Source organism: Desmonostoc vinosum, from assembly GCF_059505385.1.
Genome location: NZ_JCACKM010000089.1, coordinates 14,283 through 29,755 on the forward strand (window position 1 = coordinate 14,283; position 15,473 = coordinate 29,755).

Annotated in this window: 27 protein-coding genes; 6 read left to right on the top strand and 21 right to left on the bottom strand. The window is 40.3% G+C overall.

Annotated features, from left to right (window positions below):
* Window positions 1–374: 374 nt before the first annotated feature.
* The 16 genes from AC5JMF_RS15120 to AC5JMF_RS15195 all read right to left on the bottom strand — a co-directional run bounded on the left by AC5JMF_RS15120 (window position 375) and on the right by AC5JMF_RS15195 (window position 10,345).
* Window positions 375–1,517, bottom strand: a complete 1,143-nt coding sequence (locus AC5JMF_RS15120; protein WP_495796549.1) for a hypothetical protein — start codon at window positions 1,515–1,517, stop codon at window positions 375–377.
* A 518-nt stretch (window positions 1,518–2,035) separates the two neighbouring features.
* On the bottom strand, window positions 2,036–2,452 hold the full coding sequence (locus AC5JMF_RS15125; protein ID WP_495796550.1) for a hypothetical protein: 417 nt from the start codon (window positions 2,450–2,452) through the stop codon (window positions 2,036–2,038).
* Complete coding sequence (locus AC5JMF_RS15130) at window positions 2,449–2,682, bottom strand: hypothetical protein (protein WP_495796551.1); 234 nt, start codon at window positions 2,680–2,682, stop codon at window positions 2,449–2,451. The genes AC5JMF_RS15125 and AC5JMF_RS15130 overlap by 4 nt, the downstream gene beginning before the upstream one ends.
* Before the next feature lie 34 nt (window positions 2,683–2,716).
* Complete coding sequence (locus AC5JMF_RS15135) at window positions 2,717–2,899, bottom strand: hypothetical protein (RefSeq protein ID WP_495796552.1); 183 nt, start codon at window positions 2,897–2,899, stop codon at window positions 2,717–2,719.
* Window positions 2,900–2,918: 19 nt separating this feature from the next.
* Window positions 2,919–3,560: a hypothetical protein gene (locus tag AC5JMF_RS15140; RefSeq protein ID WP_495796553.1), complete on the bottom strand. Its 642-nt coding sequence runs from the start codon at window positions 3,558–3,560 to the stop codon at window positions 2,919–2,921.
* A gap of 23 nt (window positions 3,561–3,583) precedes the next feature.
* A complete protein-coding gene (locus AC5JMF_RS15145) occupies window positions 3,584–3,949 on the bottom strand; it encodes a hypothetical protein (protein ID WP_495796554.1) in 366 nt (121 codons plus the stop codon).
* Between the two features lie 4 nt (window positions 3,950–3,953).
* Window positions 3,954–4,586 (bottom strand): hypothetical protein, encoded by a 633-nt coding sequence (locus AC5JMF_RS15150; RefSeq protein ID WP_495796555.1) that lies wholly within the window; start codon window positions 4,584–4,586, stop codon window positions 3,954–3,956.
* Window positions 4,587–4,590: 4 nt separating this feature from the next.
* The gene (locus AC5JMF_RS15155) at window positions 4,591–6,171 is read right to left on the bottom strand and encodes a hypothetical protein (protein ID WP_495796556.1); all 1,581 of its coding nucleotides are present in this window, start codon (window positions 6,169–6,171) and stop codon (window positions 4,591–4,593) included.
* Window positions 6,153–6,368 carry a hypothetical protein gene (locus AC5JMF_RS15160; protein WP_495796557.1) on the bottom strand — a complete coding sequence of 72 codons (216 nt, stop codon included), beginning with the start codon at window positions 6,366–6,368 and terminating at the stop codon, window positions 6,153–6,155. Before AC5JMF_RS15160 ends, AC5JMF_RS15155 begins: the two co-directional genes overlap by 19 nt.
* A gap of 14 nt (window positions 6,369–6,382) precedes the next feature.
* A complete protein-coding gene (locus AC5JMF_RS15165) occupies window positions 6,383–7,063 on the bottom strand; it encodes a hypothetical protein (protein ID WP_495796558.1) in 681 nt (226 codons plus the stop codon).
* 2 nt (window positions 7,064–7,065) lie between these two features.
* Window positions 7,066–7,467, bottom strand: a complete 402-nt coding sequence (locus AC5JMF_RS15170) for a hypothetical protein (RefSeq protein ID WP_495796559.1) — start codon at window positions 7,465–7,467, stop codon at window positions 7,066–7,068.
* The gene (locus AC5JMF_RS15175) at window positions 7,416–7,928 is read right to left on the bottom strand and encodes a hypothetical protein (protein ID WP_495796560.1); all 513 of its coding nucleotides are present in this window, start codon (window positions 7,926–7,928) and stop codon (window positions 7,416–7,418) included. Before AC5JMF_RS15175 ends, AC5JMF_RS15170 begins: the two co-directional genes overlap by 52 nt.
* Window positions 7,894–8,418, bottom strand: coding sequence for a hypothetical protein (locus AC5JMF_RS15180; RefSeq protein WP_495796561.1), 525 nt, complete (start codon window positions 8,416–8,418; stop codon window positions 7,894–7,896). Before AC5JMF_RS15180 ends, AC5JMF_RS15175 begins: the two co-directional genes overlap by 35 nt.
* A 162-nt stretch (window positions 8,419–8,580) precedes the next feature.
* Window positions 8,581–9,393, bottom strand: a complete 813-nt coding sequence (locus AC5JMF_RS15185; RefSeq protein ID WP_495796562.1) for a hypothetical protein — start codon at window positions 9,391–9,393, stop codon at window positions 8,581–8,583.
* Complete coding sequence (locus AC5JMF_RS15190) at window positions 9,335–9,556, bottom strand: hypothetical protein (RefSeq protein WP_495796563.1); 222 nt, start codon at window positions 9,554–9,556, stop codon at window positions 9,335–9,337. Before AC5JMF_RS15190 ends, AC5JMF_RS15185 begins: the two co-directional genes overlap by 59 nt.
* Before the next feature lie 357 nt (window positions 9,557–9,913).
* Window positions 9,914–10,345, bottom strand: a complete 432-nt coding sequence (locus AC5JMF_RS15195; protein WP_495796564.1) for a hypothetical protein — start codon at window positions 10,343–10,345, stop codon at window positions 9,914–9,916.
* Between the two features lie 525 nt (window positions 10,346–10,870).
* On the opposite strand from AC5JMF_RS15195, the gene AC5JMF_RS15200 reads away from it, so the two are divergent.
* From AC5JMF_RS15200 to AC5JMF_RS15215, 4 genes are all read left to right on the top strand, one after another.
* On the top strand, window positions 10,871–11,053 hold the full coding sequence (locus AC5JMF_RS15200; RefSeq protein WP_495796565.1) for a hypothetical protein: 183 nt from the start codon (window positions 10,871–10,873) through the stop codon (window positions 11,051–11,053).
* A gap of 164 nt (window positions 11,054–11,217) precedes the next feature.
* Entirely contained in the window at window positions 11,218–11,490 is a 273-nt protein-coding gene (locus AC5JMF_RS15205) for a DUF5674 family protein (RefSeq protein ID WP_495796566.1), read from the top strand.
* Between the two features lie 125 nt (window positions 11,491–11,615).
* Window positions 11,616–11,750: a DUF5674 family protein gene (locus AC5JMF_RS15210; protein ID WP_495796567.1), complete on the top strand. Its 135-nt coding sequence runs from the start codon at window positions 11,616–11,618 to the stop codon at window positions 11,748–11,750.
* On the top strand, window positions 11,747–12,121 hold the full coding sequence (locus AC5JMF_RS15215) for a hypothetical protein (protein WP_495796568.1): 375 nt from the start codon (window positions 11,747–11,749) through the stop codon (window positions 12,119–12,121). Before AC5JMF_RS15210 ends, AC5JMF_RS15215 begins: the two co-directional genes overlap by 4 nt.
* A 3-nt stretch (window positions 12,122–12,124) precedes the next feature.
* Here AC5JMF_RS15215 and AC5JMF_RS15220 read toward each other — a convergent pair whose 3' ends face one another.
* Window positions 12,125–12,400, bottom strand: coding sequence for a hypothetical protein (locus tag AC5JMF_RS15220; protein WP_495796569.1), 276 nt, complete (start codon window positions 12,398–12,400; stop codon window positions 12,125–12,127).
* A gap of 95 nt (window positions 12,401–12,495) precedes the next feature.
* Here AC5JMF_RS15220 and AC5JMF_RS15225 point away from each other — a divergent pair, with 95 nt between their 5' ends.
* Window positions 12,496–12,741: a hypothetical protein gene (locus tag AC5JMF_RS15225; RefSeq protein ID WP_495796570.1), complete on the top strand. Its 246-nt coding sequence runs from the start codon at window positions 12,496–12,498 to the stop codon at window positions 12,739–12,741.
* Window positions 12,742–12,743: 2 nt separating this feature from the next.
* Here AC5JMF_RS15225 and AC5JMF_RS15230 read toward each other — a convergent pair whose 3' ends face one another.
* A complete protein-coding gene (locus tag AC5JMF_RS15230) occupies window positions 12,744–13,508 on the bottom strand; it encodes an ERF family protein (RefSeq protein WP_495796571.1) in 765 nt (254 codons plus the stop codon).
* Window positions 13,509–13,541: 33 nt separating this feature from the next.
* Entirely contained in the window at window positions 13,542–13,787 is a 246-nt protein-coding gene (locus AC5JMF_RS15235) for a hypothetical protein (protein ID WP_495796572.1), read from the bottom strand.
* A gap of 29 nt (window positions 13,788–13,816) precedes the next feature.
* Between AC5JMF_RS15235 and AC5JMF_RS15240 the strand changes: the two genes are divergently transcribed.
* Window positions 13,817–14,590, top strand: coding sequence for an Rpn family recombination-promoting nuclease/putative transposase (locus tag AC5JMF_RS15240; RefSeq protein WP_495796573.1), 774 nt, complete (start codon window positions 13,817–13,819; stop codon window positions 14,588–14,590).
* Window positions 14,591–14,592: 2 nt separating this feature from the next.
* On the opposite strand, the gene AC5JMF_RS15245 is transcribed toward AC5JMF_RS15240, so the two are convergent.
* Entirely contained in the window at window positions 14,593–14,805 is a 213-nt protein-coding gene (locus tag AC5JMF_RS15245; RefSeq protein ID WP_495796574.1) for a hypothetical protein, read from the bottom strand.
* 96 nt (window positions 14,806–14,901) lie between these two features.
* The coding region (locus AC5JMF_RS15250; RefSeq protein ID WP_495796575.1) for a hypothetical protein at window positions 14,902–15,473 on the bottom strand (572 nt) is incomplete at its 5' end.

A 15,473-nucleotide genomic window follows, 5' to 3' on the forward strand; every position in this document is an offset into this window, starting at 1 on the left:
AGGATTTTCACCTCTAATAGATTTTGTTAATTTATCGAAATCGCTCATTTTTAACCTCGCTAATTGTTTTTATTTCATTTAAATATCGCGAAGCGCTCTTAGTCCCGTACTTAAGCACGAGACAAGAGAGCAGTATTCTTGACAAAGAATATGGCGGCGATCGCCCTTTCTCAAAAACCGCAAGCACTTATGAAGAAGGGAAAGGGGGAAAGGGGAAAGGCAAAAACCTCGCTTTGAAAGTGGGCGAAATAATCCTTATTTATGAAGAAGATAAAAACCTCGTAAGGAAGTGGGCAACTATTCATCCCTTTCCCCTTTCCCTTTTACCTTTTCCCCTCTTTTTATTTATGCTTACGGTTTTGATGTCTGCTGATTCAAACAAGTTGTTTAACCGGAGAGGATATCAAACTATTTACCCGCTTTGGCTTGTGTATAATGCCATTCATCACGTGCGTTCCGATTTGAAATCTCTCAATTGTGGCTTTGAACTGTTCAGGTGTGATAAATTGAACAATTGAGTAATCTTCAAGCTCATCAATGTCAGAATCTTCTTTAGTTATTTGTTGCCACCAAGCAACTCGGCATTGATACCCCAAAGATTCAAAGAATTTGATTTCTCCTAGCCATCGCCCTGGTACACCATCAGTGTTAATAACATCGCCTGCATCTGGGCAAAATATTAATAACTTAGTGCCATACTTGTGGCTAAGATATTCAATAGATTGTTTAGCTTTCTTTGGTGAGCCTGACCACTTACCCCCACCAAGCACAGGTGCAGATAAGCGATCGCACGTCAGCGCTGGTTTCATCTCAAGCCCCTCAGTCATCCAGATCCCTTTACCCGCATAAACATCTGGTTCATAAACTGCTAACGGTAACTCCCCATCAAGGTGAGGTGTAGCCCCCTCGGGATTTTTCTTGGTGGCAGAGGTTAGCCAGCGATACCTCCCCTGGCTACTATCATCTAACCGTAAACGTAAGGCAACAATCAAACCCTCAAGATCGCGAACTGGACATAAGATACCACTACCGCCAACATTTAGGGAACCATAAGGCAGTAAGCCAGGGAGATTTGAGGGAAACAATCCTGCTACTTTCTGCCATTGGCTAACAGAGCGATAACCACGTGCAACAATCTGCTGACTCGTAAAGCCGCGATCATTCCTCAAGTGCATGTAATGCTCTGATGAAAGAGATAGTTGTGACAGAATTTCTCGGTAATGGCGATCGCGTTCTCTTGACGATAACTGATTTAAAATCTGCTGCTGTTTACGCATTGCTTCGTTGGCTAAAAACTCACGCCTTCTTTCGGCACGAATTTCATCGCTAAACGCTTGTGCATCACAAGAAGACTGCCACATGCCAAAACCAATTTTGTCTTGACCTCGGAAGATATAATTAGCTGGATTAGCCTCATGAGCAAAACAAAAGATTAATCCTGTTTGGTTTGATTGGCGGCAATCTCTTCTAGTTCCACTGCATACGGGACAACTGCCTTTAAGAAGTGTAAAGCTCATTTTTATCTCCTGAAGAGTCGCAAAGGGAATTCACTCCGCTTCAGGCAAAGCCATTATGAAACTTAAAAATAACTCGAAAAATCAAAAATACTTCTGACTAAATATTTACTTAATATCCCTCTTATGTCAGTTTCCGAAAACATTTGCCATTTCTGAATTCTAGGGCTTTTGTATAGCAAGCGTTCGCGCGATTCTTTTCTAATAATAAATCCAAGACCAATTTTTTTCTAATAGTATAGCTTGTATTGATTGCCTGATGAGGCTTCTAGCGATCGCCCCCCTGGAAAGTGACATAAGAGGGATATTATTTTTAGGAATTTAAATTAACAGATTTCATCCGACATGCGCGTGATTTAATAAGTATCATAGCTGCATTGATAGCCTCTGGACTGTAAAACTCTGCTAATGTTGCATACGAATCTTCAGCATTTTTCCCATCTCTCAAATGCTGATTAATTTTTTCTACTATCTCTTCTAGAATTACATGCATTAACTTGAATTGATAATTAATACAATTATTAATAAAACTCTTCGTAGTCTGGACAAGTACCTTCTACACCTTCTGGATGTACTGCACATATCAATAGTGTATCATTATACTTTTGACCATGATGATAAAGGCAGTTATTACAAGATTTTGAAGCAAGGTTTTTGTATTTTTCTCTTGATGCTTCTAATTTTTTCTTGCGAGAATCTTCTTCTTCTAATTCAGTGACTTTATAGCTGAGCGTCAAGCACCCAAAATATAACAAAATTGATGTTTGAAAACCAATTATAGTACCTAAAGAAGTGCTATAAAACAGCGAACTATAGCTATCTCCATCCTTTGCGAGAGTAGTCGCTGTTCCAGCGCATCCTATTGTGATTACACTTGTTAGGATTAAAGTAATCCTGCACAGCCAATTTTGACGCTGATAATATTTTATTGTTTTCATATTAACTCATCTACCGCTAAAATTGCAGTCGCGATCGCCTCCTCATCAGTCGAGCAACCGTAACCCTTAGAATTATCTGCCAGTACCTCTAAATCAGAATTGCGTACATACCAGAAATAATGCCCAACATCGTAAGGGTTTGGTTGACAGTAAGTGATAATTACTTCGCGTCCTTCATATATCTTTTGTACAACTATCGGATTATATTTAAAGGTTAATGTTTCAGTCATATTTTTTCTTTATTAGCGAACGCTTCTTGGCATGTTATTCTTCGTTCTCTCGCATACAGAAAACGATTTCTCCTGTTACTAAATCTTTCTCCCAAGCAATTTGTAATATACTACTTTGTTCTGCAATTAATCCAATGCTACTTTGAGCTAGTTTTGAAGTATAAGGAATGTCTAAGGTTTGCTGCACTTCATGTTTAAATAATTCAATTGCATTCATAATTTTTGTTACCAAATAGTTATTTATTACTATAATCAGGACACTCGTTATCATCCCACCCATACGGATGAATGCCACACACTAAGAAATTATCTCCATACTCAATACCATGATAATTTTGACAACCTACACAAGCGGATGGTATTGGGTCTTCAAAATCATCTTCATCAACTTCATTTTCTATTAAAGAAAAATTGCAATTTGGGCAATTATCAATCTCTCGCATTTGGTCATTAACCAAGCAAGTTATAGGTTGCCAAAACTCATTATTTTCATCACCTATCATTAATGCACGAAAAAAGGGATAGCTACAATCACAAACAACTATCTCACCCTCAGCGTTTTCATCGTAGTTGGCATTTAAGAATTCTCCTGCAATTTTCCAATCCTGCTGTTTAGAAATTTTGTTAGGCTTGCCTTCAGTTACAGTCCAAAGCTGTTGTTGGTAAAAAATTCTTAGGCTAAATGATGTATGGTCGTGAGATAAATTCTGAATTCTTTCATGACTAAGCGCCGATTCATAGTCAAAAGTTCGTTTACTCACTCTCAAGCTCATTTCACGTGGATAGGTCTGAATTACTAAATATTCTCCCTCGTAAAAGGGATTGAAATATGTTGCGATTCTTTCGTTGAGGAATTTAAAATCACAAGTTGTGTCCATATTATTGATAATGTTTGAATAATTTACGCTGCTGCATCTAACTTTGCTACTGGTTGTGAGGGCGTCAAACACAAAAAGTCTACTACATTCTTGATCGCCTGCAATGGCTCAACATCTCGGTTATCAATCTGAGCAACTATAGCCGATTCAGCGCTGTTAATCCGATTGAGGCTACGGGAATCAAGATAATCCCTAGACTCATGGCGTGAACATCCTAGTGATTCTTCCATCTGTTTTGCTGTCATCCCAAAGACTGCTCTATACATTGCATCAGTCGCATTCGCGGGATAAGTCATGTAGAGATTCCGTTGTGCATCAAGCCCCATCCACAGACAGTAAGTGCCATATTGAACTGGCTCTAATCTAATATCAATAGTATTATTGCTCACTGGCTTAACCCTGGTAAATGGAAGAAAAAACACAATCCCAATTCTGTTGTTGTTGATAACAACGTGTAAATTCCTGCTTCAAGTTAGATGTAATAATTGATAGCAAAGCGATTACTAAAACTATCAGCAATGGGTTGTCCTTCACAATTTTCATTAAAAAGCGCCAATCACTCAAAGGTAATTTTGGTAGTGATATCTTTGGCAATGAAAATATATTTGGCAACCAAAACCGTCCTACTTGACGATTGGGCAACCACTCGGACTCCAAATTCACAAAAATTACTTTTATGCGAGGATTCTGCTCAATCATTGATGCAGTTTTCAAGGCAGATGGTTGTTCTGACGCATCAACTGTCAGAAAACCCATGACTATAAGTTTGTGTTGATTGTTTAATCCATACAGGCTCAGCTGTCCAAATGCTTGGTAAATACTGTTGCGATCTAGGTATTTCTTAACCTCGACAATCGTCCCGCCTTGCCAGTTACTAACGATATCGGCCCTACCACCGTTGGCTGCAACTTCAGTTTGGGTATGAAAACCCATTCTTCTTAGGCGCTCGGCAAGATATTCTTGTAAATCTTTTTCTTGCCAACGGGCAGGAAAATTAGCAGCTTCAACAAACTTAGATGGAAGCATAATATTATGGAATAGTTTCAAATCGATAAGCTTGAAATCTGGTGTCTAGCAATCCAGATTGAACAATGCCATCACCACGACCTTGAAGTGAGGTAACAGCCTCACCCCGACGCATCAAAATCATTCGACCGCTAGTAGCGTCAACACAACGAAAAGCAATCCGGCAAGGTAGGTTGTCACGTAAGTCTGGTGGTAGCCCTTGTGGATCTTCCTTAGCGCGTTTAGCTCCACGCTGTAAGCCGACAACAATGTGAATTTTTAAACCTCTACCCCGACGACCAACCTCACATAACTGTTGGTCATAGGTTTTACGTAGGGTATCATCAAGTGGAACAGTACCTTTATACTCATCGATAAACAATATCCAAGGTCGTTCTAAGTCTAATTGTGCCTTGGTCAATTTGTTACGGCGATCGCACTCTAGGTAATATTCGCCAACAAACTCAAAAGTTTTCCCCATATCATTCATAGTGATAGTAGGAAATCGAGCGGCAAAATCTTCATAATCACTAACTTTACCGCCGCAGACATCGACTCTCGCACCCTGCATTAGTAGACAATAAGCCGCAGCACGGAAGAAGTTAGATTTACCAGAGCCGGTTGTTCCGACTACCAACAATTGAGGGGTGTCCTCACTGGCTAAATCTATAATTACTTCGCCATCAAGCGACTGTCCCAATACAATCAGGCGTTCACCTTGTTGCCATGTTCTTTGGGGAAAATCATAGTATGTGCGCTCGTGTGGGGAAAGAGGAACTTCTATGGCCATTTGCTCAGGAGCATAAATGTAAAAGGGTAAATCTTCTTTATCACCGACTCCCAGTGCCAGCTTAGATGCGGCTTTAAATCGTGGAATTAGCTTGAAATCACAAGTGTTGACAGAAAAAATCAGCCTTTGATAACTAGGGGCCCGATCAACACCAAGACATTGAGTTTGCAGTCCGACAACTGAGGCTGCCTTTTTCAATCCTTCAATTTTAGATGATTGTGCCTCAATTACAGCTGTTGGAGATGTAGTAGCTGTAATATTAACAACATCAGCATTAGCATTTTTGATCTGCTGATGAGCTAATTGTGCCTGTAGTTCTAATTGTTTTTGACCCAGTTGTGCTTGTAGCTTGGCTTGTTCTAATTGCATTTCTGCTTCAGATGTTGCAAGTAAAACATTGCCTATGCTTTCTCCGTTCTGAATCATCCCCAAGCCCATGCGAGAGATTGCACCATTGTGTCCAGTCACAGTGAGAACCTCGTTGAACAAAGGTGCAGTTTGTTGTAACAGTTGAAGTTGTCTTTCTGTTTCTTTATCAGCCTCTTGATAGAGGCGTTTTCTTTCGGCAGCAGATGAGAGGAATTGCAATTGCTCTTCTGCTTGAGTATCTTTCAGGGCAGCAAGCATATCCTCTTGACGCTCTTTGTCTGTATAAAATTTTTCTAGCTCTCGGAGTTTGGTAGCTGCATAACTTAAGAGTGCGATCGCACCAATGTTTGCAGGAATGAATAATCTTAAATCCTTTGGATTGGTAGATAAGGTTAAAGTTAGAGCTACCAAACCACTACTAGTAATTTTTAACCAAGGAAGTAGCATTTAGTCCATCCAAAAGTTAATCCAACAGCAATGACTTGCAGCAACATAGAGTCATCAGTTTTACCCTTGGTATAAGTCATGACTGATACCACTCCAATCACTAGCATAGACCAAGGCAATAAACTAACTAATTGAGCTGCGGCACTGGCGATTAAAAAACTACATATCCAAATTGAAAGTTTACAAACTTGTGACATTCTTTTGTTTGCGATTATCTACTTGCTGATTTAATTCGTTGTGTAATGCCAAATGATGAACCGGAATAACGCGCTTCTCTCAGTTGACGGAATTTATCAACTAAAGACAAGGTTTGTTCTTCATAAGGTGTAGGTTCTTTTTTGGCAGCTTCGGTTTGAGCTTTTTGTTGCTTTTTGGCAAGTGTTTCTGAGTACCCAGAAGCAATTCGCTCTAAACTTATAGTCAAATCATCTTGTACAGAAGCAATTGCAGAACGACTTCCTCCTACAATCTGCCGGAATTTAGATTCCAAATTAGCGAGATTAGTCGAAAGATTTTTTTCCAGTTCAGCATGAGCGACTCTTGCTTCGCCTACATTTTCACTAACTTCAGCTTGCTTTTCTCTAACCTTGTAAAGGGATTTGAGGTAGCGACTAATAGCAGTTGAATATTCCGCCCAGTTTTTAGCCTGAAACTCTGCACCCTTAGCTTTTTCTACTGCTGTGGCTATATCTTCTTCAGTCAGATCGCCAAATACCTTGAAATCAACAGGCAACATATCAGTAATACGCTGGGCATTTTCCCAGACTGCTGAATCTAGCCCAAAGTGAGAATCCTTAAAGACTAAAGTTTTACTGATATCACCGCTTAAATCAGAAAGGTTTAGTCCATTATTTTTTGGTGCTTGTGGTTTTGGGGGTGTTGGTCTTGGCATAACTACCTCACATCAATTAATGAATTACAGGGTTGATACTCAACAAACACATCATCTTCAAATTCAAACCATTCTCCCTCCAGACCACGAAAGTAACGAATATTATTCTCTAATTTAATTTCCAGATTGATTTCAGGAAACTTCAAAATATTTTCCTGCTCAATGACTCTGGTTAATTCTACATCTCGGTCGATTTGAACACCTAGATGTAACGTTACTCCCACTTTTTTGTACTTCTGCCAGTAATAGGAAAACTCACTTTTATTTAGGAAATTAACATTCGTCACAGGAATACCATTCTCAAACAGCAGTGCGAATATTCCGAGTGGGGGATAGTGAATTTTGGCAATTCCTAAGTTATTTTCGTAGCACCAGTAGGCGCGATGGAAGTAGGCGGTTTGCAAAACTTTTTCTCCATTTTTTTAATAAACAACTTTGCAACAGACTGCCAAACCAATGACCAGGCATGGTTATTTTTCATCCTTAATTGACAAGCAGCAATATCAGTACTGGAAGGAATAATGTTGCCATACTTCTCTAGATTATTAATCGCTTGTTGAAAGCTCACAACTTCGTCTTCAGTTTGTGGTATGTCCGGAGCAACTGCTGCTGTTAATCGCTCCATTACTCCCTTGACTGTTGCTGATTCTTCTTTCAGGCGCGTTAGCTCACTATGCATCACATCAATCATCGCAAGATTAGATTGTGCAATCACATCTTGAAACTCAGCTAATTGCTCCTCTAGTTGACGTTGTACCTCCATTTGAATAATTTGTGTAATCTGTGCAAATTCTTTTCCCGATTCAACTGCTTGTATAAAGTCCTGAACTTCAGGTAACACTGGCGTTGCACTCGAATTGTCCATTTTCTAGCTCCTTCCACTCCAATTTCACACCTACTTGGGCTGCAAATCCATCAATCGTTTGTTTCATCGCTTCATAAGGTAAATAGTCACAACTATCAATCAGTTTTTCGAGGTCTACTTCGATGAATTGTTTTTGGATAGCTGCTAATTTTTCTCTTTTTCTTTGTGCTATCTCTGCCCTGGCTGATTGTTTCCCCTTTTCTTTTGCTTGTTCAATTGCCTCTAACCTAGCGATTTCAAATGCTTTGGTAACTTTTTCCTCTTGCGTTACTTGTTGAGCAATCTGTTGCTGCTCTCGTATTAATCGCTCAAAAATAGCTAGGCGCAAGTCTTCATCAAAAGCTATTTCTAGTTGCTCAATCACCAGTGAAAAAGCACTTGGTACTGACACTATCTTTTGCTCTCTGCCCTTAGTTATCTTTCTCGATTGTGGCTCTATTGATGTTTGCACCTCTGTTCCTTGCACTGTCAATTCACCTTTACGTACCATATCTTCTCCTTAATTATTAGAACTTAAAACCAGAATTTGACCGAACAATTCGCAATTGCGAATTGGAAATGACTTCTAGCTGAAATTGCATGCAATATTCCCCGCACAAAACAAAGTTAATTGTGAAGGCTAAAACGTTATTGAATCCATCCAATAGTCGAATCATGCAGGCCTCTTTTTAGATGCTTTTTCTTGCCACTGCGATAGCTCTGATACTGAATAATGCCTTCGTTGGCTGAAATCGCCCCACTTATACAAAGTCCGCAGTGATACCTTGTAACCGCACATGGCTAAATATCTGTGCAAGTCTTTGCCTTTACACCCTCTCATTCGCCAAGCGTGCCACATTTTGGCACTGGACGCTGTTTCCATAGTCATGCAAAGGCGTGATGCACTCGTCATCATTACTATCAATTGACGTACCAATGGAAACTTTTTTGTTGGATGGTCATGCCTCCAACACGCCATATACACAAGTATTGATGCAAGTCCTTCTTCTACATAACGTTCATATTTTGGTATCCCCAAGTACTGCTTCCAACTAGCCCAGCAGTTCCTTGAAATGCAACGATTCATAATGCGATCGCACGATTTTTTCACCTCAGATAACGCTATGAGTTTGGGGGCGGGTTCTGGTGGAGATTGTTTTTCTTGGGGAGAGTTAACTGCTTCACAAAAAGCATCGAACACCTCCTCAATTTTGTACTCGTTACTTTGCCAGTAGTTTCTCAAGCTGCGATATGTTACTTTCTCACGGGGATAACACTTGCGATACCACGCCAAACACAACAACAACTGTGTTTGTTCCTGTGTGTAGGAGCGTAAGCACACCTTTTTCCCAGGAGGATATACCGCACCCGCAAGGCGTTCCCAGTTTCGCCAGGTGCGCTCACTAATCTTTGCTCCCCGAATCTTTTCACATTGATTTTTGAGATTGATCGATTGGCTGATCCAATCTTCTAAAACTACTGGCATCTTTCAAACCCTGCAATATCAGAGTGGCTGCAATTATTGATAAAGTTATCGCCGCGATCGCTCCACAAAATTCTAACAATCCGGAATCTGTTTTTTCAATTGTTTCTATTGTTTCAGTCTCTCCATCAATAGATGTTTTTGTATGTGTGTGCTTCCTGTACACATTCTCCTACTCCTGTGTATATAGATACTCATGGTTTGATTGGGGGTATTACACTCACTGCTGATTTCAGGAATATGTGTCTCGTAATTGAGGGTTTTGGGGGTGCATCGGGGTCATCCCACTCGCTAACGTTTTGCCGAACTCTTATCCCACAATCATTACAGCCTTGCAATATTGTTGTAGTATACTGCTCTATGGTTTTTAGATATTTTTCAAAGCTGCTTTTTGGTTGTTTTTTGATATTTTCGGCAGAACGAATGTAGTCTGTCATCAAGGGCAAAAACGTCTGAAATCCATATTCAACAACTGTAGTAGTTTGTAAGTAGTCAAAAAACGGCAGTTCACAATTTTGGTGGGTTAATTATTGGACTGGCTTTTGTTGTACTGAGACTCTATGTATTTTTTATTTTCAAAGTTCAACTGCTCCTTTTGGTATTGTTCTTGTGTGAAGTCATCACTTTTGGTTCGTAAATACTCCTGTGCTATCCACTTTTTGGGAATACCGTTAGGCAGTTGGTTGTAAATTTCTCCAATCTTTCCTATTACCCATACTTGATAACGAAGTATTGGTGGAGCAGCTGAGGCATTGGAAACTATTGACAACATTTGCATGTGTTGCTGCTTGTACTCTGGTACATCCATTGCCAACTCGTTCCATCGTTTCCAAGTGCGGTAACAGATACCCAAAATTCTTGTTCCTTCTGCTATTGATAAAGGTAGTTCCGATAGGTTCAAACCCAAAAGAGGATTTGGTGAAGAGAATAGTCTGCTTTTCCACTCCTGCATCATTTTGTAGTTGTAATTGTCATATTTCTACTCGATAGCCTTTTAGTAATGTCAAATGAATAGTCAAACTGACGGCTTCAAGTTTGTACATTGACATCGCTAACTTAATAATAAAAAACCCGCACAGTTGCGGGTAGTGTTTGCCAAACATCTTAGTGTTTCCCAAACACTATGTTCTTGCTAAGCAGCTATGGATCGCTCCAAAATGATTAAGTACGTATGGTTTTGGTTCTACAAATCTGGAGCTACTTTCATCAGCTAACCAGTTTTTCACGGCCTCTACCGAGTAACCAGATAATCTACTCATCTGATAAGTCGAGAAATGATGAATCTTTTTAAAATCTTTAGGATGTATTGGTCTGATACCAATTTGTGGCATACTGCGATTGCTCCTCCTGTAGGGCTATTCTATGGTTGGAGTAGTCCTCCGGTGTCGTTACCACCGGGGGCATTTTGTTGAATTTGTTGAAAGTATATCACATGCATTGATTTAGCAAGTAGTAGAACTGGTAATAGAAGGCTGATCAAATGACGGAAAGAAATTCTCCACAAATCACAATTACTCTTTCTCCAAAAACTTATGAACAATACCAAGCTGTTGCTAATTGGAAAGAGATACCATTGGCAACATTGCTCAGACAAATCCTAGAGCGGGAGCATGAATCGCCTGCTTTCTCCAATTTGTTCAAACGGGCAAATGGCAATGAGTAATTAGGTCAGAAAGATAATACTGAATTCCGACGACAGTTCCTTTGGAAGTTGGTTGAAAATCATGAGTATTTTGGGAATGATCAGTGACTAGGAACTGTCATATTTTTGTAGGTGAGACATTTATCTCTCTCCAGAAGCTTTACTTGATAATGGTTGTGATTTGAATGATTCTGTTGCTACACGAACGCGCCACTGTCGAACAACTTGAACTTATGCTGCGTTCTCACAAGTTCTACATCAAAACCGCAGTTGATATCGAACGGCGGGTGTTGGTTGGAGGTGGCGAGTTACACGCTGATTGTGAAAAAGAGTTATTGAAAGACAGTAGTAGACAGCAAGACATTTGGGCTGCTAGTTTTATGCCTATCACAGGAAGAATGAAGAAGGCAGGAGGCAGGAGGCAGAAGGCAGAAGGTTCAATTACAGGGGGATTCTGACCCCCAGTAATTGTAGACCACCAAATCTTTGATTTGGTGGGGGTCTTAAACCCAATTTGGTCAAGGCAAAAGGCATACCTTAAAACTTTTTCTTCCCTTCTGCCTCCTGCCCTCTGCCTTCTGCCTTGCCCGAAGGGCAGATAATTTTTGAATCAATGGTTAACCTTCGTCCTCGGCAGAATCGCTCAATGGAGCTTTTAGATCCTAATATTAGAGAAAGGGTAGCTCAACTGATTAACGAGTTCCTGGGAGATTTATGATCGAAGCGACACCAGAGCAACAAATTTTTATGCAAGATGATGTTTCTACGCGCCTACATCATCTTGCTGCACACCTATCACAAATTCATTCCATGTGGACTGAGAACTCATCGAAGGATTTGATGCTGCCTCTGGTAAGACAAAGCAGGTACTTTATTGAATGGACTGTACCTGATATGGTGAAAGCTGACGACATTGACCAAGCCTGTGAGCTAGTTGACTTAGTGCGTTTAATGACTAATTGGCTGTTCAATTGGGAACAGATGTGGACTGATGCCCAACAAAAGCAATCTGCTGCTAACCAAACACAAGATTGGTTGCGTCGGGTTTTGGAGATCTCAGGTACAGAACCGGAGTCACTACGCGCTTAAGCCTCAACTAGCCCGATTCTGATTCTTCAACAACGAGCGCAAGTACCGCCGACACTCCGCTTCTCCCCGATATATCAGGATGCGTAGGGCCTCGATTTCCTGCATGGGAGAAATACAAATCTCAGCAATCGCCCCGATTAATTTCTTCTGCGATCGTTTATAGTCTTGATGTTGCTTTTCTAACTCCCGAATCCTCGACTGAAGTTGCTCTATCTGCTGTTGCGGTTGCATCAATGCAGATTTTCTTTTAAGAGAGTAATTACTTAGTTGCACTGTCATTGTTCTGCTCCTTATTAGTTCTTGCCTTATTCGACATATAATTAAGGTGTTTAGCTTCAACATAGAAGCAAGATGAAAACGCTTGAGGCTCCAAGGTGACAAATTCAACCGAGCAACCTGATATTGAAGGCAGACTTGATGCTCTGGAGGTAGAAGTAGCTAGAATCAGACAGCAGTTGGAGAATGTGTCTAGTGAGACAAGAGTTAACAGTGATACAATCCTAAGCCTCTCTAGAACTACTGCTGATTTACTCCAAATCGCCTTATCTAACGAACGTAAAGTGAATCAGATTTTACAGTACCTACGCGATCGCAATGGTGGTAGTAGTCCACCTCAATAGCATTAATTATGTACTCCATTTTGACTCCCCTGACTCACAGGTACAAGTACTTGCTGCATCCACCTCTGTACTGCTGTCACCTCATCAGTACCTCTCAAGACAGCTTCAACCACATATTTGTGATACGAATCAGTGGCCTCTTCGGGATGAGTAAACTTGTCGTAAGCCCAGGCTAAACACATAGTTCTTACAAGTTGGTCAACTTTGTTCTTGTGTAAATGACTTGGTTGTTTGACACCCTGCTGAGATAGCCAATCTAGTACTAAATCAAGTGGATAATTTAACAAAGTTCTGATTTGTTTAACACGCAAATCTTGCTCTAAATTACCCATTTGTGTAGGTGGCTTGTTTTTATGAACCTGTGATTGTTGCCTGACAACAGTCTTCTTATCATCGCCTTTTAGTGCTGCATTTCCATCATCTTCTTCATCAGCTGTCACTGATAAGATTGCACATACAGCATAGCGACGGGCATAAGTCAGTGCTGCACCCAATTTCTGGGAATCACTTATCTCAGGCAAGGGGTAAGTGCTAATGATACTCTCTCCTGATTCGTGGTAAAGATGAGTTTGGAGTGTGGTTTTACCCTCTGTTATGGTTGTTGTTTGAATTACTGTTAATCCATATTTACCAAGGGCAGGAGTGACAGCATCAAGAACTGCATCAAGCGTTGCGTATTTGTGCTTAAAATGAGGATTAGTCCTGTCTTTATGAATTGGTTGAAATTCAGCCTTCGCTTTGATTAGAGCAGGGATTAGTTTTTGCATAGCTCCCCTCAAGACATTTACGATTAACTTTGATTAGTTGATATCTTGCTTGACAGTTGCAACTTGCTTATCCTCCGAGAAATCCTCCGGCTTAAACGAATCTTGAGCTATCGGATGATTATCACCATAGATATAATCAGTGGCATTTGCAACTAAATGATAAGATGCTTGAACAAGCCATTGAGAAAGGGCAAGTTTGACTTGATAAAGAGAGTAAACCTGTCCTGATTCATAAAGCTGTTGTTGTAATTCCCGTGCTTTGTTTTCAAAAATGTCCATCGTTCCCCCTCCAATAATAAAACCTATTCATGTTTGATAACACCTGTAAATTTCTTGCTGAACTGTATTCTCCCGATTTTGCAACTTGGCTATTAGGAGAACCGATTACTTTGACAAAGTTAAGCCCCACAGAACTATCCTTAGAACCGATTCGTGCTGATGCTTTAATACTGCTGCAATCAGATGAAGTTGTTCTCCACATCGAATTTCAAACCGAACCTGATAAAGATATGCCTTTTCGGATGCTTGATTATCGCGTCCGTGTATATCGCCGCTTTCCCAACAAACGAATGTACCAAGTGGTAATTTATTTGAATAAAACTGCATCAGAAGAAGTTTATAAAACCACATTTAGTATTGAAAACCTTCGCTATGAATTTAGTGTGATTCGTCTGTGGGAACAACCACCAGAGATATTTTTGGGAACCCCAGGGTTACTGCCATTCGCTGTATTAAGTGCGACCGATAATAAGGCTAGTACACTACAACAGGTGGCGGCGGCTGTTGATAGAATTAGTGAAAGACGGACACAAAGCAATATTTCTGCTGCTACCGCAATCTTGGCCGGGTTAGTATTAGAACAAGAATTAATTGGGCGTTTATTCAGGAGAGATATAATGAGCGAATCAGTTATTTACCAAATGATTCAAAATGAAGCAGAAGAACAAGGACGTAACAAAAAAGCCCGTGAAATTGCAGCCAATATGCTAGCAGAGGGTATGAGTGTTAACCTAATTACTCGATTAACTGGCTTGTCAGTTGAAGTGGTACAAGAGTTACAACAGCAGCAAGCTAACGAGTAACTTTAAGATACTTCCTGATTTACCCTGACCTCAATAAAAGGCTCAATACACCCCATCGCCCCCTCTAAATAGTGCAACACATCGCCTAAATGTGTTTTCATTTCGGGGTCAACATCATTGCGGGTTGACAGTTCTAGCCATTCATTTGATTGAGCAATCGCCTGAATCTTCCCATAGCACTCGTTGAATTTTTGCAGCATTTCAATGGTTTCCATTGGTAAAAAGAATAATTTTTGAGCAACAATTATTTGATTGACTTTGATACTTGAATGGACAGATTATGAGTTGAGGCATTAAACCCCACCTATCCCTTACGCCGCTACTAACTCCGCACTTTCACCAAACGGGTAGTACTCCAATAACCGATCCCATTGTTCAGTAGTCAATTCATTCGCTGGCATATCAAGCCATTTTTCATAATCAGCAGGTTCTTGATCAACATCACCACTGGCTCTTACTTCCACTATTTGTAAAGACCACACCGCATCAGCCACAGAATCACACGGCACAAGTTCTTGATGCTCTGATGAGGCTCTCAATACCCACCATCTACCATTGCTGTATCCTACTTCACCTAGTTTCACATCCTTGCAGTAAATGCCATCATCCATCACGTCAAGCTCAAACTTTTCGCATTCAATAGCGATTTGTGTCATGATTTCATTGCCAGTAGTGCAAGGTGTGTCTGTAGCGTTTGTACTTGTTTGCTGCTCAGGCTTGGGTAAACTTCCTCGCATACAATGCCAAACAATGAAGCTATGGCATCTTTTATAAGTATTGTCTCTAAAAACTTCTACACCGTTCACTATAACTACCCAAGGTTGAGTCAAGTCATCGTCAATGGTGATACTTGCAATCAACTCATTAGCTGCATATACTTCAT